Source organism: Dyadobacter linearis, from assembly GCF_907165045.1.
Classification (GTDB): domain Bacteria; phylum Bacteroidota; class Bacteroidia; order Cytophagales; family Spirosomataceae; genus Dyadobacter; species Dyadobacter linearis.
This window is the reverse complement of record NZ_CAJRAU010000005.1, coordinates 457,583-480,749: the sequence shown is the minus strand read 5'-3', so window position 1 is coordinate 480,749 and position 23,167 is coordinate 457,583. Positions and strand designations below refer to the sequence as shown.

General features: G+C 44.4%; 26 protein-coding genes and 1 tRNA gene. 10 read left to right on the top strand and 17 right to left on the bottom strand.

The window, feature by feature from the left end:
- Positions 1-60: 60 nt before the first annotated feature.
- From KOD92_RS19135 to KOD92_RS19125, 3 genes are read right to left on the bottom strand one after another with little or no spacing between them, the layout of a single operon-like run.
- Positions 61-564 carry a hypothetical protein gene (locus KOD92_RS19135; protein WP_215235183.1) on the bottom strand — a complete coding sequence of 168 codons (504 nt, stop codon included), beginning with the start codon at positions 562-564 and terminating at the stop codon, positions 61-63.
- A complete protein-coding gene (gene mreC, locus KOD92_RS19130; protein WP_215235182.1) occupies positions 561-1,400 on the bottom strand; it encodes a rod shape-determining protein MreC in 840 nt (279 codons plus the stop codon). The genes KOD92_RS19135 and mreC overlap by 4 nt, the downstream gene beginning before the upstream one ends.
- 34 nt (positions 1,401-1,434) lie before the next feature.
- Positions 1,435-2,460, bottom strand: coding sequence for a rod shape-determining protein (locus KOD92_RS19125; RefSeq protein WP_215235181.1), 1,026 nt, complete (start codon positions 2,458-2,460; stop codon positions 1,435-1,437).
- Between the two features lie 173 nt (positions 2,461-2,633).
- Between KOD92_RS19125 and KOD92_RS19120 the strand changes: the two genes are divergently transcribed.
- Genes KOD92_RS19120 through KOD92_RS19110 form a run of 3 tightly spaced genes read left to right on the top strand, consistent with a single transcriptional unit; the run spans position 2,634 to position 5,768 of the window.
- A complete protein-coding gene (locus KOD92_RS19120) occupies positions 2,634-4,136 on the top strand; it encodes a GH3 auxin-responsive promoter family protein (RefSeq protein ID WP_215235180.1) in 1,503 nt (500 codons plus the stop codon).
- A gap of 21 nt (positions 4,137-4,157) precedes the next feature.
- Positions 4,158-5,318 (top strand): 1-deoxy-D-xylulose-5-phosphate reductoisomerase, encoded by a 1,161-nt coding sequence (locus tag KOD92_RS19115; protein WP_215235179.1) that lies wholly within the window; start codon positions 4,158-4,160, stop codon positions 5,316-5,318.
- Positions 5,319-5,768, top strand: a complete 450-nt coding sequence (locus tag KOD92_RS19110; protein WP_215235178.1) for a hypothetical protein — start codon at positions 5,319-5,321, stop codon at positions 5,766-5,768. It begins immediately after the preceding gene.
- Positions 5,769-5,796: 28 nt separating this feature from the next.
- Here the strand turns inward: KOD92_RS19110 and KOD92_RS19105 are convergent, their stop codons facing one another.
- The 6 genes from KOD92_RS19105 to KOD92_RS19080 form a co-directional block, all read right to left on the bottom strand.
- Positions 5,797-6,561: a glycosyltransferase family 2 protein gene (locus KOD92_RS19105; RefSeq protein ID WP_215235177.1), complete on the bottom strand. Its 765-nt coding sequence runs from the start codon at positions 6,559-6,561 to the stop codon at positions 5,797-5,799.
- 38 nt (positions 6,562-6,599) lie between these two features.
- Positions 6,600-7,430, bottom strand: coding sequence for a glycosyltransferase family 2 protein (locus KOD92_RS19100; protein ID WP_215235176.1), 831 nt, complete (start codon positions 7,428-7,430; stop codon positions 6,600-6,602).
- Positions 7,431-7,436: 6 nt separating this feature from the next.
- The gene (locus KOD92_RS19095; RefSeq protein ID WP_215235175.1) at positions 7,437-7,661 is read right to left on the bottom strand and encodes a DUF2283 domain-containing protein; all 225 of its coding nucleotides are present in this window, start codon (positions 7,659-7,661) and stop codon (positions 7,437-7,439) included.
- Positions 7,662-7,663: 2 nt separating this feature from the next.
- Entirely contained in the window at positions 7,664-8,482 is an 819-nt protein-coding gene (locus KOD92_RS19090; RefSeq protein WP_215235174.1) for a phytanoyl-CoA dioxygenase family protein, read from the bottom strand.
- Between the two features lie 95 nt (positions 8,483-8,577).
- Positions 8,578-9,513: a glycoside hydrolase family protein gene (locus KOD92_RS19085; protein ID WP_215235225.1), complete on the bottom strand. Its 936-nt coding sequence runs from the start codon at positions 9,511-9,513 to the stop codon at positions 8,578-8,580.
- 54 nt (positions 9,514-9,567) lie between these two features.
- A complete protein-coding gene (locus KOD92_RS19080) occupies positions 9,568-10,449 on the bottom strand; it encodes a class I SAM-dependent methyltransferase (protein ID WP_215235173.1) in 882 nt (293 codons plus the stop codon).
- A 197-nt stretch (positions 10,450-10,646) separates the two neighbouring features.
- On the opposite strand from KOD92_RS19080, the gene KOD92_RS19075 reads away from it, so the two are divergent.
- Positions 10,647-11,840, top strand: coding sequence for a M20 metallopeptidase family protein (locus KOD92_RS19075; protein WP_215235172.1), 1,194 nt, complete (start codon positions 10,647-10,649; stop codon positions 11,838-11,840).
- Here the strand turns inward: KOD92_RS19075 and KOD92_RS19070 are convergent.
- Positions 11,830-12,564, bottom strand: coding sequence for a polyprenol monophosphomannose synthase (locus KOD92_RS19070; protein ID WP_215235171.1), 735 nt, complete (start codon positions 12,562-12,564; stop codon positions 11,830-11,832). The genes KOD92_RS19075 and KOD92_RS19070 overlap by 11 nt on opposite strands.
- Positions 12,565-12,612: 48 nt before the next feature.
- A complete protein-coding gene (locus tag KOD92_RS19065) occupies positions 12,613-12,960 on the bottom strand; it encodes a DUF4296 domain-containing protein (RefSeq protein WP_215235170.1) in 348 nt (115 codons plus the stop codon).
- A 96-nt stretch (positions 12,961-13,056) separates the two neighbouring features.
- Between KOD92_RS19065 and KOD92_RS19060 the strand changes: the two genes are divergently transcribed.
- Genes KOD92_RS19060 through KOD92_RS19045 form a run of 4 tightly spaced genes read left to right on the top strand, consistent with a single transcriptional unit; the run spans position 13,057 to position 16,532 of the window.
- Positions 13,057-13,944, top strand: a complete 888-nt coding sequence (locus tag KOD92_RS19060) for a DUF58 domain-containing protein (RefSeq protein WP_215235169.1) — start codon at positions 13,057-13,059, stop codon at positions 13,942-13,944.
- A gap of 4 nt (positions 13,945-13,948) precedes the next feature.
- Complete coding sequence (locus KOD92_RS19055) at positions 13,949-14,878, top strand: hypothetical protein (protein ID WP_229254750.1); 930 nt, start codon at positions 13,949-13,951, stop codon at positions 14,876-14,878.
- Positions 14,879-14,886: 8 nt separating this feature from the next.
- Entirely contained in the window at positions 14,887-15,903 is a 1,017-nt protein-coding gene (locus tag KOD92_RS19050; RefSeq protein WP_215235168.1) for a VWA domain-containing protein, read from the top strand.
- Positions 15,903-16,532 (top strand): ribonuclease HII, encoded by a 630-nt coding sequence (locus KOD92_RS19045; RefSeq protein ID WP_215235167.1) that lies wholly within the window; start codon positions 15,903-15,905, stop codon positions 16,530-16,532. The genes KOD92_RS19050 and KOD92_RS19045 overlap by 1 nt, the downstream gene beginning before the upstream one ends.
- On the opposite strand, the gene KOD92_RS19040 is transcribed toward KOD92_RS19045, so the two are convergent.
- The 6 genes from KOD92_RS19040 to KOD92_RS19015 all read right to left on the bottom strand — a co-directional run bounded on the left by KOD92_RS19040 (position 16,490) and on the right by KOD92_RS19015 (position 20,403).
- The gene (locus tag KOD92_RS19040; RefSeq protein WP_215235166.1) at positions 16,490-17,026 is read right to left on the bottom strand and encodes a DUF2480 family protein; all 537 of its coding nucleotides are present in this window, start codon (positions 17,024-17,026) and stop codon (positions 16,490-16,492) included. The two genes, KOD92_RS19045 and KOD92_RS19040, sit on opposite strands and share 43 nt — an antisense overlap.
- Positions 17,027-17,099: 73 nt before the next feature.
- Positions 17,100-17,792 (bottom strand): tRNA (adenosine(37)-N6)-threonylcarbamoyltransferase complex dimerization subunit type 1 TsaB, encoded by a 693-nt coding sequence (tsaB, locus tag KOD92_RS19035; RefSeq protein WP_215235165.1) that lies wholly within the window; start codon positions 17,790-17,792, stop codon positions 17,100-17,102.
- A 39-nt stretch (positions 17,793-17,831) separates the two neighbouring features.
- Positions 17,832-19,484, bottom strand: coding sequence for a S41 family peptidase (locus tag KOD92_RS19030; protein WP_215235164.1), 1,653 nt, complete (start codon positions 19,482-19,484; stop codon positions 17,832-17,834).
- Between the two features lie 6 nt (positions 19,485-19,490).
- Positions 19,491-19,907, bottom strand: coding sequence for a ribonuclease P protein component (gene rnpA, locus KOD92_RS19025; RefSeq protein ID WP_215235163.1), 417 nt, complete (start codon positions 19,905-19,907; stop codon positions 19,491-19,493).
- A 96-nt stretch (positions 19,908-20,003) separates the two neighbouring features.
- Positions 20,004-20,162, bottom strand: coding sequence for a 50S ribosomal protein L34 (gene rpmH, locus KOD92_RS19020; RefSeq protein ID WP_149640067.1), 159 nt, complete (start codon positions 20,160-20,162; stop codon positions 20,004-20,006).
- Positions 20,163-20,330: 168 nt separating this feature from the next.
- Positions 20,331-20,403, bottom strand: a tRNA-Met gene (locus KOD92_RS19015).
- Positions 20,404-20,633: 230 nt separating this feature from the next.
- On the opposite strand from KOD92_RS19015, the gene era reads away from it, so the two are divergent.
- Complete coding sequence (gene era / locus KOD92_RS19010) at positions 20,634-21,551, top strand: GTPase Era (protein ID WP_215235162.1); 918 nt, start codon at positions 20,634-20,636, stop codon at positions 21,549-21,551.
- Between the two features lie 58 nt (positions 21,552-21,609).
- The gene (gene der, locus KOD92_RS19005) at positions 21,610-22,920 is read left to right on the top strand and encodes a ribosome biogenesis GTPase Der (RefSeq protein ID WP_215235161.1); all 1,311 of its coding nucleotides are present in this window, start codon (positions 21,610-21,612) and stop codon (positions 22,918-22,920) included.
- Positions 22,921-23,167 lie beyond the last annotated feature (247 nt).

Below are 23,167 nucleotides of genomic sequence, written 5' to 3'. Positions count from 1 at the left end.
TTAATTAATGTAGCTACATCAAATTTCGAGCCAAAAATCGACTTGCGTCAAAATGTCATATTAACGTTTGGAAAAAAGTTCCAGTAATATGACGAGGAGAGTAGTAAGTAAGGTGCTGGCACCAATGCGGATCAGCGTATAAAGGATCATTCCAAAATGGTTGATCTCCATAAAAAACAGAACCGAATGATGAATTAGGATCAGCGGGAAAATATAGGAAATAAAGGCGCCTAAACCCTGTGTCCGTATTCCGACCTCCGCGCGCTCTGCTCCTTTGGACTTCATCTGGAAGTGGATCAGGAAAGGACGGAGGTAAGCGATCAGTACGGTGGCGGCAGCGTGCATTCCAAAGGTATTCGAGAAAACATCCACAGTGAAACCTATTGCAAAGGCTATGAGCAGCAGGTACATCCTGTCAATGTCAGGCGGCATCAGCAATACGCCCGCAATATAGATAAAGCAGAAGGCATAATTGAACAAAACCATATTGCGCATAAAGAAGATCTGCAGGAACAGATACAGCAGAACCATCAGCGAATATTGTATTGTTTCTCTTAAACTCATCGGACTTCGATCGTACGTGTTTTCAAATTTTCCTGCTCCCCAAGTTGTTGATTTTGTACCACATAAACGTAAGAGAGGTTCCGGAAGTCGGTAGAAAGGCGCAATACAATGTTATAAAACGTCTGATTCGGATGCACGGCTACGGTTTCGACCCTGCCTACCATAATACCTGGAGGAAAGACAGAGTTCTGATCTGACGTTACCGCAGAGTCGCCTCTGAATATCTTGGTGTATTTAGAAACGTCGATCATGTCAATCAGGTTAGGATCTTTTCCTGCCCATTTGGCATATCCTATTTCCTTACTGCGCACCAGCTTGCTCGATACCATGAACTGCGAATGCAAAATTGAGGTAATAACCGAATATTGCTCCGAGCAGAACCGAACCTTACCCACGACGCCGGTGGCCGAAATAACCCCCATACCTGGCTTAATTCCGTGAGCGGTACCTTTATCGATCGTCAGTACATTGTTATGCTTGTTCGTCTCATTATCGACAACCTTCGCGACGGTGTAAGTAAACCTCGCAGCAAATGCAGAGTCGGGTACGTATCCTGCCGGAGAATCGACGGGCTTTCTTTGGCTCAATGTCGTAACCAATGCGTGCAGCCTGGCATTCTCATTTGCCAGGTCCGCATTCATTTCGTCCAGCTTGGTATATTCTCTGGCAGAGTTGGAGAATGCAAGCGTTTTAGCGACGTAGTAATTGGAAGTATTAAAATAAGTGGCGCCCCAGTACGTATTGCTGCGCACAATAAGCCACACACTGAGCACTTCCAGCAGTACGAAAACCAAAAAGAAACGATTCCGTATGACGAAATCAACGAGTTGGAGCATGGGCTAAATGTGCACGCTATGCGCGATCCGATCCTTATGAAATCAATACAGGCTTGTAGAGTTCCAGGTTTTTGAGGACTTCCCCAGTACCTTTTACAACAGCCTTTAATGGATCGTCAGCAATATGGACGGGAAGCTTCGTTTTCTGAGCAATGCGTTTGTCAAGTCCGTGAATAAGTGCGCCGCCGCCGGTCAGGTATATACCATTTTTGAAAATATCCGCTGAAAGCTCAGGAGGAGAGATTTCCAGTGCTTTCATTACACCTTCTTCAATTTTGGAAATTGACTTGTCCAGAGAGTACGCTATCTCACTATACGTCACACGGATTTCCTTCGGAATACCCGTCATCAAGTCACGCCCGCGGATCTGGTAATCTTCCAGAGGAACTTCCAACTCAGGTGATGCAGAGCCAATTGCCATTTTGATCAGCTCGGCAGAACGTTCCCCGATCAGCAGGTTGTGCTCGCGACGCATATAATCGACGATATCCCTTGTAAAAACGTCACCCGCAATGCGGACAGACTGCTCGCAAACAATACCTGACAATGCAATAACAGCGATTTCGGTAGTACCACCACCAATATCCACGATCATCACCCCGTTTGGCTGAGTAATATCGATACCGATACCTATTGCAGCGGCGATCGGCTCGTGCACCATATACACTTCTTTTGCGCCTGCATGCTCGCAGGAGTCTTTTACAGCCCGTTTCTCAACCTCGGTAATACCGGAAGGAATGCAAACTACCATTCTGTGGGAGGGTGTAAAAAAGCGGCTGCCCGTGTCGATCATTTTGATCATACCACGGATCATCATTTCGGCTGCGGTAAAGTCTGCAATAACCCCGTCTTTGAGTGGACGGATCGTTTTTATATTCTCATTCGTCTTCTCATGCATTTGCATGGCCGTGTGGCCTATCGCCAAAACTTTGCCCGTGGTTTTATCCATGGCAATGATTGAGGGCTCGTCAACAACTACTGTATCTTTATGAATGATCAAAGTATTGGCAGTACCCAAATCAATCGCAATATCGCTAGTCAAAAAATCAAACAATCCCATATAATTTGTTAAAATTTGCGCTCACTTTGATTTCAGGATGGCAAAATTACAGATTATTGTCCACAAACAAAGGCATTTAAAAAATTTACAGGATTACCTCAAAGTGGGTAAAAAAACGCCATTTTCGGCTCCTTTTACAGAAATTACAAATCCTGCTTACCTTTGTTTTTACTATGGGAATCAAAGCAATTTTAAGTCGGCCGCTGGCAAGATATATCGTTCAGCAGCAGCAGCAATGGATCTCTGAAAGCATTGCAATTCAGGAAAAATGGAGACAAGAGCTGGTCGCAAAAGCGGCAGCGACAGAGTTCGGTAAAGACCACTTTTTTGGGGATATTCATTCTTACTCGGATTTTAAAGAGGCGGTGCCGGTTGCGGATTACGAGGATCTGAAAGGATATATTGGCAAGATCAAAGAAGGGGCTGACAATATACTCTGGCCGGGGAAACCTTTATATTTTGCCAAAACGTCAGGTACTACCTCCGGAACCAAGTACATTCCGATTTCAAAGGATTCGATCTCCAATCACATCAACTCTGCGCGAAATGCCATTTTGACGTATATTGATCAGACCGGCAAATCTGCCTTTTTAGACAATAAACTGATATTCCTCTCCGGAAGTCCGGTATTGACAGAGACTGGCGGGGTACTGACAGGCCGCCTGTCAGGTATTTCCAACCATCACGTACCGGCTTACCTTCGCGCTAATCAGCTGCCAAGCTACGAAACCAACTGCATTGAAGACTGGGAGACCAAGCTCGATAAGGTGATCGAAGAAACGATCGATCAACCCATGTCGCTCATTTCTGGCATTCCACCCTGGGTTCAAATGTATTTTGACAGGATCATCGAGCGTACCGGAAAGAAGATCAAAGACGTTTTTCCTGACTTTTCACTTTTTATATATGGAGGTGTCAATTTTGAGCCTTACCGCGCCAAGCTTTTTGAGTCAATAGGAAAGCGAATTGATTCCATCGAGTTATACCCGGCTTCGGAAGGTTTCTTCGCCTACCAGGATTCGCAGGATGACGAAGGTTTGTTGCTTTTGCTCAATACCGGCATATTCTACGAATTCATTCCGGCTGATCAGTTTTTCGAAGAAAATCCGCCCAGATATTCAATAGGCGAGGTCGAAGTGGGTAAGAACTATGCGATGATCGTAAATAACAATGCGGGACTTTGGGGCTATTCGCTCGGGGATACGGTCCGGTTTGTTTCTACAAATCCATATAAAATACTCGTTACGGGTAGGATCAAGCATTTCATTTCTGCATTCGGCGAGCACGTGATCGGCGAGGAGATCGAGAAAGCACTGCGGTACGGCATGGAGCGTCACCCGGAAGTTGAGGTAGTGGAGTTTACAGTTGCTCCGATGGTAAATCCTGCCGGAGGCGGACTTCCTTATCATGAATGGTTGGTAGAATTTGCTACTGCGCCGCAGGATATGAATCAGTTCGTTGAAGATGTTGACCGCAGGCTGACAGAATTGAATATTTATTACAAAGACCTCATTCAAGGAAGTATTCTGAGAAAACTAGAACTGGTACCACTGCCGAAAAATGCATTCATCAATTTTATGAGAGCCAGTGGAAAATTAGGCGGACAGAATAAAGTGCCGCGGCTTTCCAATGACAGGAAAATCGCGGATGAATTGGTGAAGCTTAAAAATGTGTAAGCGACCTTAAATGAAAAGACAATGAAGAAAAGAATAGCCATTTTAGGGTCGACCGGTTCAATCGGTACACAGGCGCTTGAAGTAATAGCAGCGAATCCAGAAGTATTTTCAGTTTCTGTATTAACTGCGGGTGAAAACGCTGACTTACTAATAGAGCAGGCAGTGAAATTCCTTCCTGATGAGGTAGTGATTTGTAGTGAAAATAAGTTTGACCAGGTAAAATCTGCACTTGCTGGTTTTCCTGTTAAGGTTTATAAAGGCGCAGAGGCGCTGGTTTCGGTGGTAGAGTCGGATGAAGTGGATATCGTTTTGACTGCGATGGTAGGTTACGCCGGGCTATTGCCTACGATTCATGCGATCAAAGCTGGAAAGACAATTGCGTTAGCAAACAAGGAAACTCTGGTCGTAGCCGGCGAGCTGATCACCGCTCTGGCGAAGCAATACCAGGTAAATATATATCCCGTTGATTCCGAGCACGCTGCCATTTTTCAATGTCTTACGGGAGAAGAAAATAATCCAATCGAAAAGATTATCCTGACCGCTTCCGGCGGACCGTTTCGTGGGAGAGACAAAGCTTTTCTGGCTTCCGTAACCAAGGCGCAGGCGCTGAAACACCCTAACTGGAGTATGGGCGCCAAAATCACAATTGATTCGGCCACTCTTATGAACAAGGGTTTGGAAGTGATCGAAGCTAAATGGTTATTTGATTTAAAAGCCTCTCAAATCGAAGTAATCGTACATCCGCAAAGCATTATTCACTCGCTGGTACAATTCGAGGATGGAAGCATGAAAGCGCAAATGGGCCTGCCGGACATGAAACTGCCGATCCAATATGCACTATATTATCCTTTGCGGCTGAAATCTGATTTTCCGAGATTCAACTTCGTAGATTATCCTTCACTCACATTTGAAAAGCCCGACCTGGAAACTTTCAGAAATCTGGCAATTGCTTATGAGGTGTTGGAAAAAGGTGGTAATGCGGCATGTATCGTGAACGCAGCAAACGAAATTGCCGTTGACGCATTCCTGCATGACAAGATAGGATTTCTGGATATTTCGGACGTAATTGTCGAGAGCCTGGCTAAGATAGCCTACGTCGAAAATCCTTCATATACGGATTACGTTCAAACAAATGAAGCGACGCGGCGTTTTGCTTCTGAAATGATCCAGGTTAAAGTATAAATGGAAACCACCTTTCTCAAATACTTATCGGTGGCACTTGCCAGTACGCTCAAATTTTTCGGAGGACCGATTACAGGCGTAATATTGAAATTGACCTGGCTTGAAACCGCCGCCTGCTCCGCAATCGGAATGATGTTCACAGTCCTGATCCTTACGTATATAGGAAGTGGAATTCGCGCATTGATTCAGAAACGCAGAAAATCCGAACCTAAAAAATTTACAAGGATCAATCGCATTGCGGTCAATATCTGGAAGCGTTTCGGCATTATCGGCATTGCATTTTTGACACCGCCGCTATTCACACCCATTTTCGGGCCAATATTGGCAGTTGCTTTTCGTGTACCGAAGCATTCGATATTCCTTTGGATGACGCTGAGCGCGGTGATCTGGGGCCTGGGCATTTCGTACATCGCCCATAAAGTCCATTTTATACAGGACTGGATCAAATAGTAAGGTGCTGGCCCTCAGTGGCTTTTCCTCAGCGGCTGACTTCTTTCTTTGGTGCGATAGTCTTCTTCATAAAATCACCCTGCGAGAAGTATTTTTCTATCAGGCAGTACATTAAAATAAAAAAGTACCGGCTGCCCATTTCTTTGATTTTCAGCTTTGATTCTCCGTATTTACGGTTTGTCCAGCTATTGGGAACCACTGCGTAATTGAAACCGCGCACCATTGCTTTGAGTGGAAGTTCAATGGTTAAATTAAAATGAGGCGCTAAAAAAGGCTTGATCCCTTCGATCGTTTCTCTTTTATAAAGCTTGAATGCGTTGGTAGTATCATTGTATTTAATCCCCATTACAATCCGCACGATAAAATTCGCCACCCGGTTGATCACCTTTTTGAGCGCAGGATAATCAATAACCTTCCCGCCTTTTTCCCACCGCGACCCGAATACACAGTCGTAGTCACCTTCCAGCATTTTAAAATAGTACTTCACCAGATCTTCCGGATCATCGGACATATCAGCCATAAATACCGCCACGCAGTCACCTTTGAATCGTTCCAGACCGTACCTTACCGCATACCCGAAACCATTCGGGCCGGGGTTGGTGTAATATACAAGTGTTGGAATTTGAAGAGAAAGCTCATCCAATACCCGCAATGTGCCGTCTTTGGAATTATCGTTGGTGACGCAAATCTCGTGAGGGATATTGTATTTATTTAATGTGCTGTGTAAGGAAGTAAGAGTGTGCGTTATCGATTCTTCTTCGTTATATGCTGGTATTACGACGCTTAGCTTCATAAATGTGAAATAGTAAAAACAGTACAAATTAAAGATTATTAATTCGAACCGCCAATTTTTTCGAGCCGTGAAAGCTCTTGTTCATACCGTGAGATGGTGGCCTGAGCTGTATTATGATATTTGTATGCCAGCCATTTATCTACGTTTTCGAACATTTCCTTTCTGTTTTTCAAAAATTTCAGATTAGTCTGAGAGTGAACGTTACTCAATCCTGCACTATGCTTTCGGTAAACGCCCATTACATCAGCCAAATACCCGATTTTTCCCTGAGCTGCCAGCTGAATCATAATTGCCCAGTCGCCCGCAGCAGCTTTTGAATGCCACTCTGCAAAGTCATTATTCAAAAAGTAATTCCGGTACATCCAACTCGCAGTCGCAAAAAACCACTTGTCTTCCAGAATATTCTCAATTGTAGAAATCGCTTTCTGATCGGGGTTATTAAAAAGATGTTCGGGAGATCCGTCTTCATAAATCACCCGCATATTATGGTGACAAATGCTGATTTCCGGATTTTGTTCAAGATAATCGACCTGTTTCTGAAGCTTTAAAGGGTCAGTCCAGAAATCATCGCCTTCACACATGGCCACAAATTCCCCTTTGCAAGCTTTGATCAGTTGAAGTACATTATTTCTCCCTGCAAATTCACGCGGCTCGCTTGGTCCCTGGTTCTCAGAATGCAGAAAAGCCCGGATGATTCCGGGCTTTTTCTGGTCATATTCTCTTATAATATCCTGGGTACGATCCGTAGAAGCATCGTCGCCAATCACAATTTCAAACTCAAAATTAGTCTGCTGCATCAAAACGCCATCAAGCATCTGCGCAATGTACTTCTCGTGATTGTATGCAGGAACGCAAACTGAAACTTTCATGTATTTTTAAATGGTAACCAATTCTTTCACAGTGTCGCCACTGATTTGCTGAAATGACAGACCATTTACATTCGTCAGCGTAGTGGCATGTTCAATTGTTAGGGAAACTGGATTTCCATTTATATCCCGATCAACAAGCATATTCTCATTCAAATCATCCGTAGCAACTACCTCATTCTGATTAAAAACCAGTAAGAGTGTATCCGTATCTTGAAAATATCTGATATCCATGATTAACTAAAAACCCCCTTCAACTGCTCCACACTTGGAAAATCGGGCGTTACCAGCTCGGTTTCCGGTTTGTAAATATATGCCATCGGGTATCCGCGGTCAATGAATGTCGGTTCGTCGAGGTTGTTGTATCGAAGCTGAACAGACCAGCGGATATTGTTAGTGATATTGTTTCCGGACTGGTGTATCAGAAATGCAGAGAAAACGAGAATGTCGCCAACCTGGAATTCCGTCTGCACGAAATCTTCGTCTTTCAGCTCAGCGGTAATTCCGCCCTGGTAACCCGAAGTTGAAGATTCTCTCAAACCCGTTTTGTGGCTGCCCGGAATTACCTGTAATGCGCCAATATCCGCGCCGGCATCGACCATCGGGAACCAGATCACTGTGCTGTCGAGAGAGCCCTGGCCAGTGCGCCAATCCTGATGCGCGTCTAGCTTCCAGTGTTTGCTGCCATCTTTCGACAAAAAACGGCTGTTGAACTGCATTGCTGCCCGCGCCCCGATGATAGGGTTGGAAAGCCCGACTTGTTTCAGCACATTTTCAATAATAGGGTCTACACCAAGCCTATGCAGCGAAAATGTGTGCTGCACCGTTTTTCCAGTGTTTACAAATGCATTGAAATCTTTCTCGAAAAACTCGAACATTGCATTCTCAAATGCATCGCGGTCGTCGATATCCACCGATTTGCCGGTTACGCGTTTGATCTGAGCCGCGAAAATCTTGCGGGCGTCTGTATATATGGTATTGATAATGTCTTTGTCGAGAAAATTTCTCAAAAGGACATATCCATCATTATTAAACTGTTCCTGAAGTGTACTCATTGTATTGACTGTGTGATGTTAAGTAATAATAATTAATCAAAACTATCATTCTTCTTGCAATGAAAGACTGATTTCCATCACTCTCTCACAGGATATTAATCTTCCCAAACCGCGTAAGCAAAACCTGCTGCACCAAATCCATTACCATTATATAACAAATATCGTTTCCCGTTATGCTGATAAAAATTAGCATAGTCAATCATTTCATAGTCGAAATCTTCGGGGTTGTCGGATTTTGCAATTCCTACCAAATGATCTTTCCGCTCCCAGTTAGTTCCGTCTACAGATTCCGCGTAGCCGAGTCTATAACTCTGATTACGATCGGTGCGATAGTCACGTGAGTGGCGGTAGGAATAGTACATTTTGTAAAGTCCATCTTCCTTGAAAACGCTTGGCCGACCTACTGCGTGTAGAAAATCGTCAAAATCAAGCGTAGGAATATCGCTGATCTCCCAATGAATACCATCTTTGGAAGTAGCCGATTGCGCGCGGTAATAGGGTTCCGGATAATCGTGGATCCATTCGCATTTGTGGCCGGAAATGTACCACATTCGCCAGGTACCATCTTCGTCGATCAATACCGAAGGCTGCGCCGCCCAGAGTGGGTTTTGAATGCTGCGGTCCATAATCGGGCCGACGAATTTTTTCTTAAACGTCAAACCTCCATCAAGGCTTTCCGCTAACCCCATCGACAGCCGGTACGAATTGTGCGTGCGGTTCCAGCCGGTGTAATACAGCCAGATATCTCCATTTGGCCGGTCTACAAACCACGCTGGCATTGCGCCGGTTTCATCGTATTCGCCGGGGCCGCCAAGTTCTAAAACGGGTTTGTCGTGAATGTAAAGGATCTTTTTTGGATCGTCGTAGTCAACATCTATGAAGGTCGGCCGGGATTGAGTACTCGCGTCACGGGTCGAGAAATAGATGCGTAAAAAATCTTTATGCTTGTATGCGTAAGGAACCTGCGCGTGGGAGAGGCTGTGCGGCATGCTCCCGTCAGGTTTATATATAACTCCTTTTTTAACCCACATGAAATTCGTCTTATTATGATTGATGAATGTAAAATCGAGACCGAAATGCAAGAGTTAGTCAACCGCTTTTTCAGCACGCAGGCGCCAGTTATCGACAAAATCTTTGCCTGGTATCGGCAGGTCAATGTCAATTTCAGGTGCAGTAGACGTAACCTTATATTCCATTACGTAAAATGCGTTACCAAAGATGTAGTGCAGTTTGAAATTCTCAATATTCGCAGGCAGATCCTCCAAAGGTACCTCAGCTCTGAAAAGCGGGTTTGCTTTCAATAACGTTGCATAAGTGGGCGTATTCCGAAGCCACGGCGCCACACTTTCGTCTCCCACAACCACTTTCCCACCCGGACGAACCACGCGGGTCAGTTCGTCAAAAGCCCTTTTGCGCTCCGAGAAAGTATTGATTCCTCCAAAATGAAAAACTGCGTCGAAGGTATCGTCTGCAAAAGGCAGGTAAGAGCCGTTTCCAAGGAAGTAATGCGCGTTAACATCATCCGTATTAAGCTTTTCCTGAGCCAGTTTCAACATATTCGGAGAAAGATCCGACAAAACAGCAGTTCCTCCCGGACGAACTTTATCCAGGATCAAAGCTGAATCTTTACCTGTTCCGGCGCCGACTTCCAGCGCTTTCATACCAGGTTTCAATTCCATCAGATCAATAAAGAATTTTCTGGTAGCAGCTTCGTCAGAATGGTTTAGCGTTTCAAAAACCCAGGAAACACCTTTGTCGTAACGAAGAAATGCCTGATCGTAGAGGTATTGCTCGCGGGCATCTTCTGGAAGTAATTCTTTGGGATACAACATATTAACAATTCCTGTATCGCCTACTTCATACACAGTACCATCTTCGCTCGTCAATGTTTTCTGATCTTCCGATAGTGTCAATGGAGTGCCTGTGAGCGGACAAACCAACGATTCTAAAAACTCCTTATGATTCATTTTGTGCTTTGCTGATTAATTCATGTCTGGTCAAAATTACCTTTTTTCTTCATACAACATTCAATGTTAGGCGCCTTCTTACCAAAAGGACCGGCAAATACAGTTGTAGCGACGACCCTGCACAACAACCTATTTATACTTAACTTTGGCAGGTTTGTTATCGTTAATTGCCCATTAAAGTAAGAATCAGCTTCCCTATGTCTCAGCTTCAGGAAAAAATCAAGGCGCTTGCAAAGAATCAGTCAGCAGCTATTATTGCCCACCGTCGTCACCTGCACAGCAACCCCGAACTCTCGTTTGAAGAATTTAAAACGGCCAAATATGTAGCGGCGGAACTGACAGCCATTGGTTTGCGGCCCGAAGAAGGAATAGCCGGGACAGGCGTTGTGGCGATTATTGAGGGTAGAAATCCGGGTAAAAAAGTAGTGGGCCTGCGGGCTGATATGGACGCATTGCCTATTCTGGAAGCAAATGATGTGCCTTACAAGTCGACCGTTCCAGGAGTAATGCACGCCTGCGGGCACGATGTACATACTTCGTCGCTGCTTGGGACTGCACGGATATTGAACCAGATCAAAGACGATTTTGAAGGTACTATCAAATTAGTATTCCAGCCGGCCGAAGAAAAAGCACCGGGAGGGGCTTCATTAATGATCAAGGAAGGCGTACTGGAAAATCCAAGACCTGCGAGTATGGTCGGCCAGCACGTGGCACCCAATATTCCGGTGGGCAAAATCGGTTTCCGGGAAGGAATGTACATGGCGAGTACCGACGAGCTTTATTTAACCGTGAAAGGAAAAGGCGGACACGCTGCTGCGCCTCACCAGCTGATCGACCCCGTTTTAATGGCATCACATATCATCGTAGCGTTGCAGCAGATCATCAGCCGCAATAGAAACCCTGCTAATCCTGCGGTTCTTTCATTCGGCAGATTTATCGCAGACGGTGTTACCAATGTAATTCCAAACGAAGTGACCATTCAGGGAACGTGGCGGTGTATGGATGAAGAATGGCGCGAAGATGGATTGCGCAGGATGAAGAAAATGGCAGAAAACATTGCCGAAGCAATGGGCGGAAGCTGTGATTTTGAAATTGTAAAAGGGTATCCTTTTCTTAAAAACCACCCTGAACTGACGCGCCGCGTACGCACAGCCGCTACCGGTTATGTGGGCGCGGAAAATGTGATCGACCTTGACCTTTGGATGGCCGGAGAAGATTTCGCATTCTACTCGCAGGTTGTAGATTCGTGCTTTTACCGCCTTGGAACAAGAAATGAAGAGCGCGGCATTATTTCAGGCGTGCACACGCCAACTTTTGATATTGACGAAAGTGCATTGGAAATTTCAACCGGACTGATGAGCTGGCTGGCGATTTCAGAACTTAATGCTTGACAATATAGCGTTTGAAGTAACTGCTGATTTTAAGATTAATCACCCCCAAAACAGCCTCTTTAAAAATACCTCTTGACATTTTGGAAGCGCCTTTGGTACGGTCTGTAAAAATGATCGGTACCTCGGTGATATCAAATCCATATTTCCACGAATTAAACTTCATTTCGATCTGGAAAGCGTAGCCGATAAATCGGATCTTATCGAGGTTGATCGCACGGAGTACTTTGGCAGTGTAGCAAATGAAGCCGGCAGTGGGATCCATGATTTTCATGCCGGTAATAGTTCTTACGTAAGTGCCTGCAAAATAGGACATTAATACCCTGTTGATTGGCCAGTTTACAACATTCACACCCGTAATATATCTGGATCCGATCGCCACATCGTGGCCGTCGATCGCGCAGGCTTTGTATAATTTGATCAGATCTTCAGGTGGGTGGGAGAAGTCGGCGTCCATCTCGAAAATGTACTCGTAACCCCGTTCAAGCGCCCATTTGAAACCGTGAATATAAGCGGTACCCAGCCCCAGCTTGCCTTTTCTTTCTGCGATATGAAGCCCTGGATATTCATTCATAAGTGTTTTTACCACATTGGCAGTACCGTCGGGCGAACCATCGTCGATGATCAGCAAATCGAAAGGGTGTGCCAGGCTAAATACTTTGCGAATGATCGCCTCAACATTTTCAATCTCGTTGTAGGTTGGGATTACTACAATACAATTATTCACAGGACAGGGCTGATTTAGTTAAATGCTTGATCTTGAAGTGGATAAAATTTAGAGCTTAATATCATTATTTTTCTCCCTAATCTCAATTTTCTTATTTACTTTTTCGTAAATGCGGGTCATGATCTGTGGGTGTGACATATAGTAAGAATAGCTCTTACTATAAGTCAGCGTATCCACTTTATGTTTTTTCCAGATATCTGCTTTCAACTGCCCGAATATCATCAGAGAGGAATCAAGTGAGCGCAATTGCAGCCTGTTCACCCGCGATTCGGCTACGTGAATGTCCGCCAGTATTGCAGCCATTTTATCTTCCGGCAATGTATTGGCAGGTGGTTTTTCCTCTTTGGAACAACCCGATATAACCAGGCAAAAAAGCAAGAAAGAAGCGAGACGCATAGGTATATTAGTGGCTAAAAGCAGCAACACTATCAAAATTCCTATCTTTGTTTAGATAGAACCGGTGACAAAGGTGATAATTTTTTCGCAAAACTTATGTTTGAACAATTCCTGGGAAAGCTGAGAAAATACGAAATCCGTATGCGAAAAGCCGTAACCAGCGAGCGTCACGGGAATTTTCACTCGGTGTTCAAAGGCTCTGGCCTGGAGTTCGACGATTTGCGGCTATATCAGTACGGCGACGACGTCAGGGCGATAGATTGGAATACATCTGCCAAAGGTCACGGCACATTTATTAAGATTTTCAAGGAAGATAAAGAACAAACCGCCTTCTTCATGCTCGATGTAAGTGCCTCACAGCACGTTGGAGAGGTGAAAAGGCTTAAAATTGATATTGCGAAGGAAATTTGCGGCGTACTGACATTGTCTGCGATCCAGGAAGCGACCCGCGTTGGGCTGCTGTGCTTTTCTGACCGGAATGAAAGATATATCCGGCCTTCTGACGGAATGAAACATGGTTACGGGGTCATTTCGGAACTGTACAAGCTGGTTCCGGAATCGACCAAAACCAATATTGCCGACGCGATTTTAGTCACGTTAAATGTTCTTAAGCGGCGCAGTCTGATCTTTCTGATTTCCGATTTTATCGATAATAATTACCATCATAACCTGAAAGCGCTCGCAAGAAAGCACGATCTCATCGTGATCCATTTGTACGATTCACGCGAGATAAATCTGCCGGGACTGGGTATTATTCCCCTTTTCGATGCAGAGAAGCAGAGTACGGTGTGGGTTAATACTTCTTCCAAACACTACCGCCAGGAAATGAGCAGCCGGTTTGACCAGAGAAGTTCTGAGTTGAAACGACTTTGCCACCAAAACAGAGCCGATTACATCGCGATCAACACCCAGGAGGATTATATACCGGCCTTGATCCATTTATTTAAAGTAAGGCGTTATACGAAAAGCAGCGCAGCACAGTAATAAAATGGCAAGAAGTAATTTCGTTGATACACTTCGTGGGATCGCCGTTTTATCGGTATTTATGCTTTGCCTGGACACAGCTGCACATTCTCAGAGAGTCCGTCCGTCCGGGGTATTTCTGACAGACAGTATTGAGGTTGGAAAGCCCGTTTACTTTTCCCTCAGCGTAAAACACAACCCCGGAACGGAAGTTTTTTTCCCCGATTCAACCTACGACTTTTCTCCTTTTGAAATCATTGAAAAAAGGAATTTCGTCTCTAATACGGATGAAAAAGGTACGCTAGACAGTGCAGTTTACCATTTGATTTCTTTTGATGTTACTCCAAAACAATCACTACGTTTGCCCGTTTTTGTTTTTGGTAAAAAGGACTGCACAGCCGTTTATACAGCTCCCGACTCGGTGTTTCTAATCAGCACTAATCTCATTAAACCGGATGCAAAAGGCACTTTAACCCCCGAAACAGGCTTGCATCCACTTGGTTCCGAATTCAATTTCTCTATCCTGATCGGCGTAATCGCATTGATTATCGGCGTATCGGGAAGTATTTATTGGGTTTTTGGTCACGATATTTACAAACAATGGCAGCTTATTAAATTGCAGCGCCGGCATTTGGAATATGTCAGGTCTTTCAATCGATTGATGAGAAACGCACGTGAGAGAAAGAATATCAAAGACGCGGAAAAGGCGATTATTGTCTGGAAAAATTACCTGGAAAGGCTCGAAAAGCTACCTTTTGCCACTTATACTACCCGCGAAATTCTGGACGCTATTGCAGACGAAGAGCTGGCTGATGCATTAAAAAATATGGATGGTATCATTTACGGACAGGGGGAATCGAAGAATATGCACGTGTATCTGGAAGTTTTGAAAACAGGGGCAACCAGGCTTTACAGGAACAAAAGGAAATTTATACTGGATAGTCCGGTCAGCTGATTTAGAATATGGATGCTTGGTTTTCGCCGCGGTGGTTTTCCTATAATATGTTCAATTCGTACGAATGGGTGTATCCGTACCTGTTGTACCTGCTGCCTTTTATCCCGGTTCTTTTCTGGCTGCGCAATGCCCTTCACCGGAATCACAAGCAGCGCCTGGCGATCACTTACACGCCCGGCGACAGCCCGCTCAATTTACTTACATTACTGAGGTTCGTCCAGCCGCTTTGTGTGGGCCTTGCTGTAATGTTGATCGTGGTCGCATTGGCCCGGCCACAAGTTGTTACAGAACGCACAGATCAGTTTTCGGAAGGGATCGACATTATGCTTCTTCTTGACATTTCCGATTCGATGACCGAAAAAGATCTCAGCCCGAACAGGCTGGAAGCTGCCAAGCGAGTAGCGAGGCAGTTTATAAGAGGAAGATTACAAGACAGGATCGGGTTGATCATATTTGCTGGTGAGGCAGTTTCACTATGTCCGTTAACTACTGATTATGAGCTGCTTTTTGGTTTTTTAGATGAAATAAATCCCAAGATGATTCCTACTGCGGGAACTGCGATCGGCAGCGCGCTCGCTGTTGCAGTGAACCGGATGCGGGAAATGCCTGGCCAGAGTAAAGTGGCTATTTTGATAAGTGACGGGGATAATACTTCCGGAAATCTGGATCCGACTACCTCTGCGCAGCTTGCCAATGCGTTTGGAGTGAAGGTGTACACCATATCTGTCGGCCGCCCAAAAAGAGCGTCACGCTCCGATAGTACCAGCTCCGCTGCTTTAATCGATGAAGGACAACTTCAAAATATTGCAGGTTTGGGGAATGGAAAGTATTTTCGTGCTACGGATAATAAAGGCTTGGAAACTGTGTTTAAACAGATTGACCAGCTCGAAAAAGTCAAGTCGCGGGATATGCTGTCGCGCGATGTCAAAGATTTTTACCGCATATACCTTTATTGGGCCGTGCTTTTCCTGCTCATTGCGATTGGAACAAAAAGCACATTTATGGCCAACATTCTCGAAGATTAATGCTGAAACCTTTTTATAATATAGAAGCGATCGAAGCTGGCCTCGATGAGGTTGGAAGGGGCTGTCTGGCAGGTCCTGTGGTTGCGGCGGCTGTTATTTTGCCAAGAGATTATAAGCATTCGTTTCTAAATGATTCGAAGCAGTTGACAAAAGTACAGCGGCTGGAACTGGAAAAAGAAATTGTACGGGAAGCTTTGGCATGGGCAGTGGCGGAAGTTGATAATCTTGAAATTGACAAGATCAATATATTGAAGGCCAGCTTCTTAGCAATGCACCGCGCCGTAGATAAGCTGACCATGAAACCTGAGCATTTGCTGGTGGACGGAAACCGCTTCACGCCGTACCCGATGATCCCCCATACCTGCATTATCAAAGGCGACGCGCATTATCTGTCCATTGCGGCGGCTTCAATTCTTGCTAAAAATTACCGCGACGAATTAATGTCCAATCTGGCGGCCCAATTTCCTTTTTACGGCTGGGAACATAATGTTGGGTATCCAACTATCCACCATCGCAAAGCGATCGGATTACACGGTCCGTGCTCGTACCACCGAATGACTTTCAAGCTATTAAAAGAAGAAGTGGATCAGTTGGTGGAAGAGGAAATAGAAGATTTAGGCTTTTTATAAAGCGGAACAGTGCTGCAAGGTTCGCCGAACATAAGACTTTGCACGACAGGTTTTAACAAACGGCTGACCTCTACATAAGCCGAAACCGGCACTTCAACCTTACTACAACCTTTTACAACTACTCTTTTCCCAGCGAAAGAACCAATATCCAATTTTTGGATCGCATTGTGAAAAAGTTGATCTTCCAATGCATTCAAATCTCCGAAAATCACCGTTTTCGCATAAGGTTCGAGCTGGACAGCGAGCAACATATAGGCCCAGGTAGGAACGATCGCGTCTTCCGAACAAATGATCGCAACGTGTTTTCCGGCATACTGAGCCCAGTCGTGCACTTTCAGGAATTCACGAAAATCCTTCTCTCGGAGGATCATCCCCTGCCATAAATTGTCTTTGATATCATATAAAACCCGTTCTCCCGGCTGGTATAGTTCTTCCAGATCCAGTGAAACGATTCCACTTGTAGCGACGCGATTTACTATTTCCTCTCCTTCCATTTCAGGTTTCTATTTACTAAAAAACTAACAAGGAAAGTTTTGAGTTCGTTTTTAACGAGGAGTAAAATTAGGATCAGAGCAGAGCTTTGGACTTTTTAGGCGCAGGGGACATGAAGTCTTTGAGATAGTAAGGCTCAAAAGCAGCTATATCTTCGAATTTTCCTGCATTAAATGCATCTACGGCAAATATTCCGACCGTTTTCGCCGACGGGAAAATATCCTGTTCGGGAAATATAGCATTCGGATTTTCACCAATAAGTGATTTAAACTTGGCAGAACCGTCGCCAAAGAAGACGATCTTATTCGTATTCAGGAGCTCGTCAAATGAATTTTCGGTGAGAATAACTGCCTGCGTTGGTAGTACTACATTATTTTTCGAGTCAAATATGGCAGCGTAAACTTCCATTCTCCGCGCGTCGATCATCGGGCAAAGCAGATGATCTTCATAGAATTTGCCTAATTGTAATGCCATTGCTTCCAGCGTATTAATGGCTAATAGAGGCTTATCCAGCGCATAACACAAGCCTTTCGCAGTGGAAACGCCCACCCGCAATCCCGTGTAGGAGCCCGGCCCCATGGCGACTGCGATCGCGTCCAGATCATTCAATGCAAAACCGGCGTGCTCAACGCAATTTTGCATGAGCGTCGTGAGCATGGACGAGGAAGACTTGTCTGTAAAAAGTTCATAGCTGGAAACCAGTCCTTCGTCGCTTACAAGCGACACCGAGCAGCCCCGCGTAGAAGTATCAATACTTAGAATGAGCATAAAAATAAAGCCCGCCGCAAGCGACGGGCCGGAATAGACTTATTTCTTTTTCAAAATTTCACTGTACCTGGCAGGCTCCTTAAACAACGCCAGCGCCGCTTTTACTTCGGGATCCTCGTTGAAAGAAGCTTCCCGCATTCCTTTTTCAAGGTAGTAATGCTTGATAATTTCATCCTGTAAAATCCCTTTGATCTCCGGTTTCAATATCTGCAAATCGTTATCCTTGTTGTGTCCGAGCTTGGATTTCAAAGCTTTCAGCTGGTCTTCAATCACTTCCAGCGACTTTTCCTTTTTCGCCGAAGCTTCCAGTTCGCTCAACTCGCGCTCCACCTGCGTGGTATAATCATATTCCTTATCACCCAGCCATTTTACAAAAGCCGCATAATCGGAGTCAGACAGCTGAAATTCTTTGGCGGGCTTAACTGTGGGGTGTTCAAAATGATATTTCACTGCATAATCAAAGAACAAGCGATTGCGTCCCAATGAAGTAGCAAGCGGGGAATAGGTTTCTTTTTCGGTTAGAATATCAGGCAAAATACCACCGCCGTCAAAAACGATCCGGCCATTTTTTGTTTTAAATTCTGTCATTAATGAATCCGGAATCTTACCTACGCTGCCGTCGTCATTACGGTGGCTGTAATCGATCGCCTGAATGCACCGGCCGCTTGGGATGTAATATTTCGCGGTAGTAATCTTCATTTTGGTATTAAATGAAAGGTCTCGCGTGGTTTGCACAAGTCCTTTTCCATAAGTCCGCTGACCGATCAAAACGCCTCTGTCGTAATCCTGGATCACGCCAGAAACGATTTCAGCCGCGGAGGCGCTTCGATTATTTGTCAAAACCACAACCGGAATATCTGTATCCAGCGCTGGGTTATAAGCAGTATAGGTTTTATTCCAATCGTTCACTTTCCCTTTTGTAGAAACGATCTCTTCACCTTTGGCAATAAATATATTAGATATCTCAATCGCCATATTCAGCAAGCCCCCCGGGTTATCGCGCAGATCGAGCACGACATATTTCATTCCTTTTCCCTTCAATTCCTGAAATGCATTGCGCACTTCTCGGGAAGCTGTGGCAGTGAAATCTTTCAGGTCAATGTAACCTACATTTTCATTCAGCATACCATAATAAGGCACATTGGTCACCTTCACAATATCCCTGTTCAGGCTGATTTCCAGTGGCTTGGTAATGCCGTAGCGTTTTACCGTGAGCGTAACATTGGTCTGCGACTGCCCCTTTAATAATTTACCCGTATCAAAATCTTCACGCGTCGACAGGTCGATTCCATTTATTTTCGTGATTTCATCTCCCAATTGCAGTCCCGCTTTTTGTGCCGGCGTATCTTCATAAACCATCATCACCGTATGCTTTCCTTCGCCGGAATTAACGATCGCGCCGATACCGTTATACTTCCCGGTCGTCATCGTCATGTAATCCTCAATATCATCCTCCGCGTAGTAAACCGTATAAGGATCAAGCGAGCGTAGCATATTATCTATGCTGGTCTTAATGAGCTGATTAGGGTTAATTTCATCTACGTAATAGGCATTCAATTCCTTGAAAAGCGTCGCGTAGATATCAAGGTTACGCGCGATTTCAAACAGACGGTCGTCTTGCCGGAAAGACACGAAGGCCAGGCCGCCTATAACGGGCAGAGCCAGCAAGATGGAGCGAATATACTTTTTCATCTGCATTCAGGAATTAGGATGGATTTTTCGATGGGTGGCCGGCAGCTTTTCCAGTTTGGTAAGCGATTGCTTCATAGCCGTTTCAATAACGTCGTAGGACATTATTTCTTTTGCAAGATATAAAAAAGCAATGTAGGAAGGTCTTGATTCCGGGGTTAATGTAACCAGGGATTCTTTGTTGAGCCGGTAGGCTTCGCGGCAGCGGCGACGGATCAGATTCCGATCGACAGCTTTTTTAAAATTTCTCTTGGAGACCGAGAAAAGTACTTGTGGGAGTGGAGAAACGGGACTCTGATCATATATATAGAGTACCCTAAAAGGAAAAAGGTAGAACGTGTGGACCTCCGAACTACCTTTTTTGAAAAGCCTGCCGATGATGCTGTGGCTGCTTAAACGCTCATTTTTACCAAATGTTTGTTTCAAGTCTTTATAGAAAAAAATGTCTGATAAGTTTGATCGGTCAAACTTATCAGACTATGAAAGACCTTGCGTCCCAGACCCAAACCAATCAAACCTTGATTATTGCTTGTGACGTTTTTCGTCAGAGACTGTCAGTTTCCAACGACCTTTTTTGCGGCGGCCGGCAACTACTTTACGTCCATTTGGAGTGGACATTCTCTCACGGAATCCGTGCTTATTTCTCCTCTTGCGATTCGATGGTTGAAAGGTACGTTTCATCTCAGTATCAAATTATTGCGATATAAATCTCTGTCTGCCCGTAATTTGGGCTTGCAAAGGTAGACAAAAAATTAAATTATGTCAAAGTTTAAATTCTTTTTTGCAAAAGCCTGCTTGTAAACCTTTTAAATAAAAAAGTCGCTAAACTGGTTAGCGACTTTAATCGAGTAGCGGGAGCTGGACTCGAACCAGCGACCTTTGGGTTATGAGCCCAACGAGCTACCAACTGCTCCATCCCGCGGCGTTGAATTGGAGTGCAAACATACGTCTAAAATTTTAAGATACCAGCTTTTTTCGAAAAAAATTTACAACTATTTCAAAATTCTCTTTGTGAATACTCTCTCCTCTATAACAATATGCTGCCGGGAAAACCGTAGTTTTGCACTCAAATTAGGATGAAGCCCTTAATTGTCAGCGATTTCTGAGAATTTTCTGCTAATTTCTAATTCCAGTTATGTATTAATATAGGTTATGGAAGAAAATCAAGAAGCTCCCCTGCGTAATCATCGGGCCGGTTTTGTCAGCATTATCGGGAAACCAAATGTGGGGAAATCCACGCTGATGAATGTGTTGGTAGGGGAGAAAATGTCGATCATCACGTCAAAAGCGCAGACGACCAGACATCGTATTTTAGGGATATTGAACGGAACGCATGAAGAAATTCCCTTTCAATTAGTGTATTCGGACACGCCGGGTGTAATTAAGCCAGCTTATAAGCTGCACGATTCGATGATGACCTTTGTAAAAGGTTCTTTGGAAGATGCCGACGTAGTTTTGTTTGTGGTTGAAGTAGCAGAGAAAGTTGCGGAACACGAAGTTTTGCCGCTTTTGAAGCGTACCGATGCACCGGTAATTTTGGTATTGAATAAAATTGACCTGTCGGACCAGGAGCATGTGAATGCAAAAATGGCAGAGTGGGAAGCTGAAATTAAGCCTTCGGCTATCGTTCCTATTTCTGCGCTGGAAAATGCGAATATCGCTACGTTATTTGATGCTGTAATAACCCGCTTGCCTTTCCACCCGCCGTATTTTCAGGAGGACGAACTAACCGACAAGCCGGAGCGTTTCTTTGCTTCCGAAATGATCCGCGAAAAGATCTTTCTGAATTATCGCCAGGAAATTCCATACAGCTCCGAAGTAGTAATCACAGAATTTAAGGAAAAGGACGATATTATCGTTATCCGTGCAGAGATTTTAGTTGAACGTAAAAGCCAGAAAGGTATCCTGATCGGCGAAAAAGGGGAAATGCTTAAAAGAGTAGGTTCCCAGGCGCGTCACGATCTCGAAGCTTTTTTTGGTAAAAAAGTTTTCCTGGAACAGCACGTGAAAGTTGAACCCGATTGGAGAAGCAAAGAAAATAAGCTCCGCCAGTTCGGATATGAAGATTAATATAAATGAATGAAAAACGGTATAAATCATATCGTTTGGACCAGATCAAATAAGTAAAATGGCAAATATTATTTCAATAGTGGGACGCCCGAATGTAGGTAAATCTACCTTGTTCAACCGTCTTACTGAAAGCCGCAAGGCTATTATGGACAACCAGAGCGGCGTGACGCGCGACCGCCATTATGGTTATGGAGAGTGGACTGACCAGTACTTTACAGTTATAGATACCGGCGGATATGTAGTCGGTTCGGAGGATATTTTTGAAGGCGCGATCCGCGATCAGGTGGAACTGGCTATTGAAGAATCAACCGTTGTATTGTTTATGGTTGATACAATGACCGGTTTAACAGACCTGGATAAAGATTTCGCAAATGTTCTGAGACGGTTTAACAAACCGGTTTATCTGGTTGCTAATAAAGCGGAGACGCAGGAACGTTATCAATCGGCAGCGGAGTTTTATGAATTAGGTCTTGGCGACGAGATTTTTGCAATTTCCTCTCAAACAGGTTTCGGAACGGGTGAATTACTTGATAAAGTGATCAGCCATTTTGAAACAAACGGAATTGAAAATCCAGAAGAAGGTATTCCCCGCATTGCAATTATGGGCCGCCCGAATGTTGGTAAATCTTCATTCCTGAACGTTTTGACGGGAACTGACCGGAGTATAGTGACCGATATTGCAGGAACTACCCGCGACGCGATCCACACGCATTACAACGCATTCGGAATGGAATTTATCCTGACCGATACAGCCGGAATCCGCCGGAAATCGCGTGTGAAGGAGGATATTGAATTCTATTCGACTCTGCGTTCGGTGAAAGCAATGGAAGAATCGGACGTTTGTATCATTTTGCTCGATGCGACTTTAGGTCTGGAAGGCCAGGATATGAATATCATCGGTCAGGCGGATAGGGCGAAAAAAGGGATTGTGATTATGGTAAACAAGTGGGATTTGGTCGAAAAAGACTCGAAGACTGCTGATACATATAAAAAAGCATTGCTTGAAAAGCTGGCTCCGATGAATTATATGCCGATCATTTTTGCGTCGGTAGTTGAAAAGCAGCGCATTCACCAAGTGATGGAGAAAGCAATGGAGGTTTATCAGAATAAAACTAAGAAGATCACTACCTCAAAACTGAATGACGTAATGCAGGCGGAAATCGAGAAATATCCGCCGCCGGCGCACAGAGGAAAGTATATTAATATTAAATATATGATCCAGCTACCTACGCCTTCACCGACATTCGTGTTTTTCAGCAGTAATCCAAAGCACGTGAAAGAGCCTTATTTGAGGTATCTTGAAAACAGGATGAGAGAGAATTTCGATTTTTCTGGTGTACCAATCACCATTTTCTTCCGGGAAAAATAAGGATCTTAAATAGTTATAATGTTGAAAACGCCGACTCTTAGGAGCCGGCGTTTTCGTTTTATCCCTGGCCCGCTACGGTTCAGGCGCATAATCCCGAGTTTCGTCTTTTTTGTATTCCGCATGCAACTTTCGCAACTAACTTTACATCTGTAAATCAGTTAGGAAAATTCTCTTTCGAGCGTACCCAAAAATTTTTCATAATTTTTGTTAAAAACAAGGTACTATGTATTGCAAGATACCTAACAAA

Bases quoted from the DNA above. Each gene is read 5' to 3' on its own strand.
- KOD92_RS19135 (WP_215235183.1), bottom strand. From the start codon at position 564: ATGAGTTTAAGAGAAACAATACAATATTCGCTGATGGTTCTGCTGTAT.
- mreC (WP_215235182.1), bottom strand. From the start codon at position 1,400: ATGCTCCAACTCGTTGATTTCGTCATACGGAATCGTTTCTTTTTGGTT.
- KOD92_RS19125 (WP_215235181.1), bottom strand. From the start codon at position 2,460: ATGGGATTGTTTGATTTTTTGACTAGCGATATTGCGATTGATTTGGGT.
- KOD92_RS19120 (WP_215235180.1), top strand. From the start codon at position 2,634: ATGGGAATCAAAGCAATTTTAAGTCGGCCGCTGGCAAGATATATCGTT.
- KOD92_RS19115 (WP_215235179.1), top strand. From the start codon at position 4,158: ATGAAGAAAAGAATAGCCATTTTAGGGTCGACCGGTTCAATCGGTACA.
- KOD92_RS19110 (WP_215235178.1), top strand. From the start codon at position 5,319: ATGGAAACCACCTTTCTCAAATACTTATCGGTGGCACTTGCCAGTACG.
- KOD92_RS19105 (WP_215235177.1), bottom strand. From the start codon at position 6,561: ATGAAGCTAAGCGTCGTAATACCAGCATATAACGAAGAAGAATCGATA.
- KOD92_RS19100 (WP_215235176.1), bottom strand. From the start codon at position 7,430: ATGAAAGTTTCAGTTTGCGTTCCTGCATACAATCACGAGAAGTACATT.
- KOD92_RS19095 (WP_215235175.1), bottom strand. From the start codon at position 7,661: ATGGATATCAGATATTTTCAAGATACGGATACACTCTTACTGGTTTTT.
- KOD92_RS19090 (WP_215235174.1), bottom strand. From the start codon at position 8,482: ATGAGTACACTTCAGGAACAGTTTAATAATGATGGATATGTCCTTTTG.
- KOD92_RS19085 (WP_215235225.1), bottom strand. From the start codon at position 9,513: ATGTGGGTTAAAAAAGGAGTTATATATAAACCTGACGGGAGCATGCCG.
- KOD92_RS19080 (WP_215235173.1), bottom strand. From the start codon at position 10,449: ATGAATCATAAGGAGTTTTTAGAATCGTTGGTTTGTCCGCTCACAGGC.
- KOD92_RS19075 (WP_215235172.1), top strand. From the start codon at position 10,647: ATGTCTCAGCTTCAGGAAAAAATCAAGGCGCTTGCAAAGAATCAGTCA.
- KOD92_RS19065 (WP_215235170.1), bottom strand. From the start codon at position 12,960: ATGCGTCTCGCTTCTTTCTTGCTTTTTTGCCTGGTTATATCGGGTTGT.
- KOD92_RS19060 (WP_215235169.1), top strand. From the start codon at position 13,057: ATGTTTGAACAATTCCTGGGAAAGCTGAGAAAATACGAAATCCGTATG.
- KOD92_RS19055 (WP_229254750.1), top strand. From the start codon at position 13,949: ATGGCAAGAAGTAATTTCGTTGATACACTTCGTGGGATCGCCGTTTTA.
- KOD92_RS19050 (WP_215235168.1), top strand. From the start codon at position 14,887: ATGGATGCTTGGTTTTCGCCGCGGTGGTTTTCCTATAATATGTTCAAT.
- KOD92_RS19045 (WP_215235167.1), top strand. From the start codon at position 15,903: ATGCTGAAACCTTTTTATAATATAGAAGCGATCGAAGCTGGCCTCGAT.
- KOD92_RS19040 (WP_215235166.1), bottom strand. From the start codon at position 17,026: ATGGAAGGAGAGGAAATAGTAAATCGCGTCGCTACAAGTGGAATCGTT.
- tsaB (WP_215235165.1), bottom strand. From the start codon at position 17,792: ATGCTCATTCTAAGTATTGATACTTCTACGCGGGGCTGCTCGGTGTCG.
- KOD92_RS19030 (WP_215235164.1), bottom strand. From the start codon at position 19,484: ATGAAAAAGTATATTCGCTCCATCTTGCTGGCTCTGCCCGTTATAGGC.
- rpmH (WP_149640067.1), bottom strand. From the start codon at position 20,162: ATGAAACGTACCTTTCAACCATCGAATCGCAAGAGGAGAAATAAGCAC.
- era (WP_215235162.1), top strand. From the start codon at position 20,634: ATGGAAGAAAATCAAGAAGCTCCCCTGCGTAATCATCGGGCCGGTTTT.
- der (WP_215235161.1), top strand. From the start codon at position 21,610: ATGGCAAATATTATTTCAATAGTGGGACGCCCGAATGTAGGTAAATCT.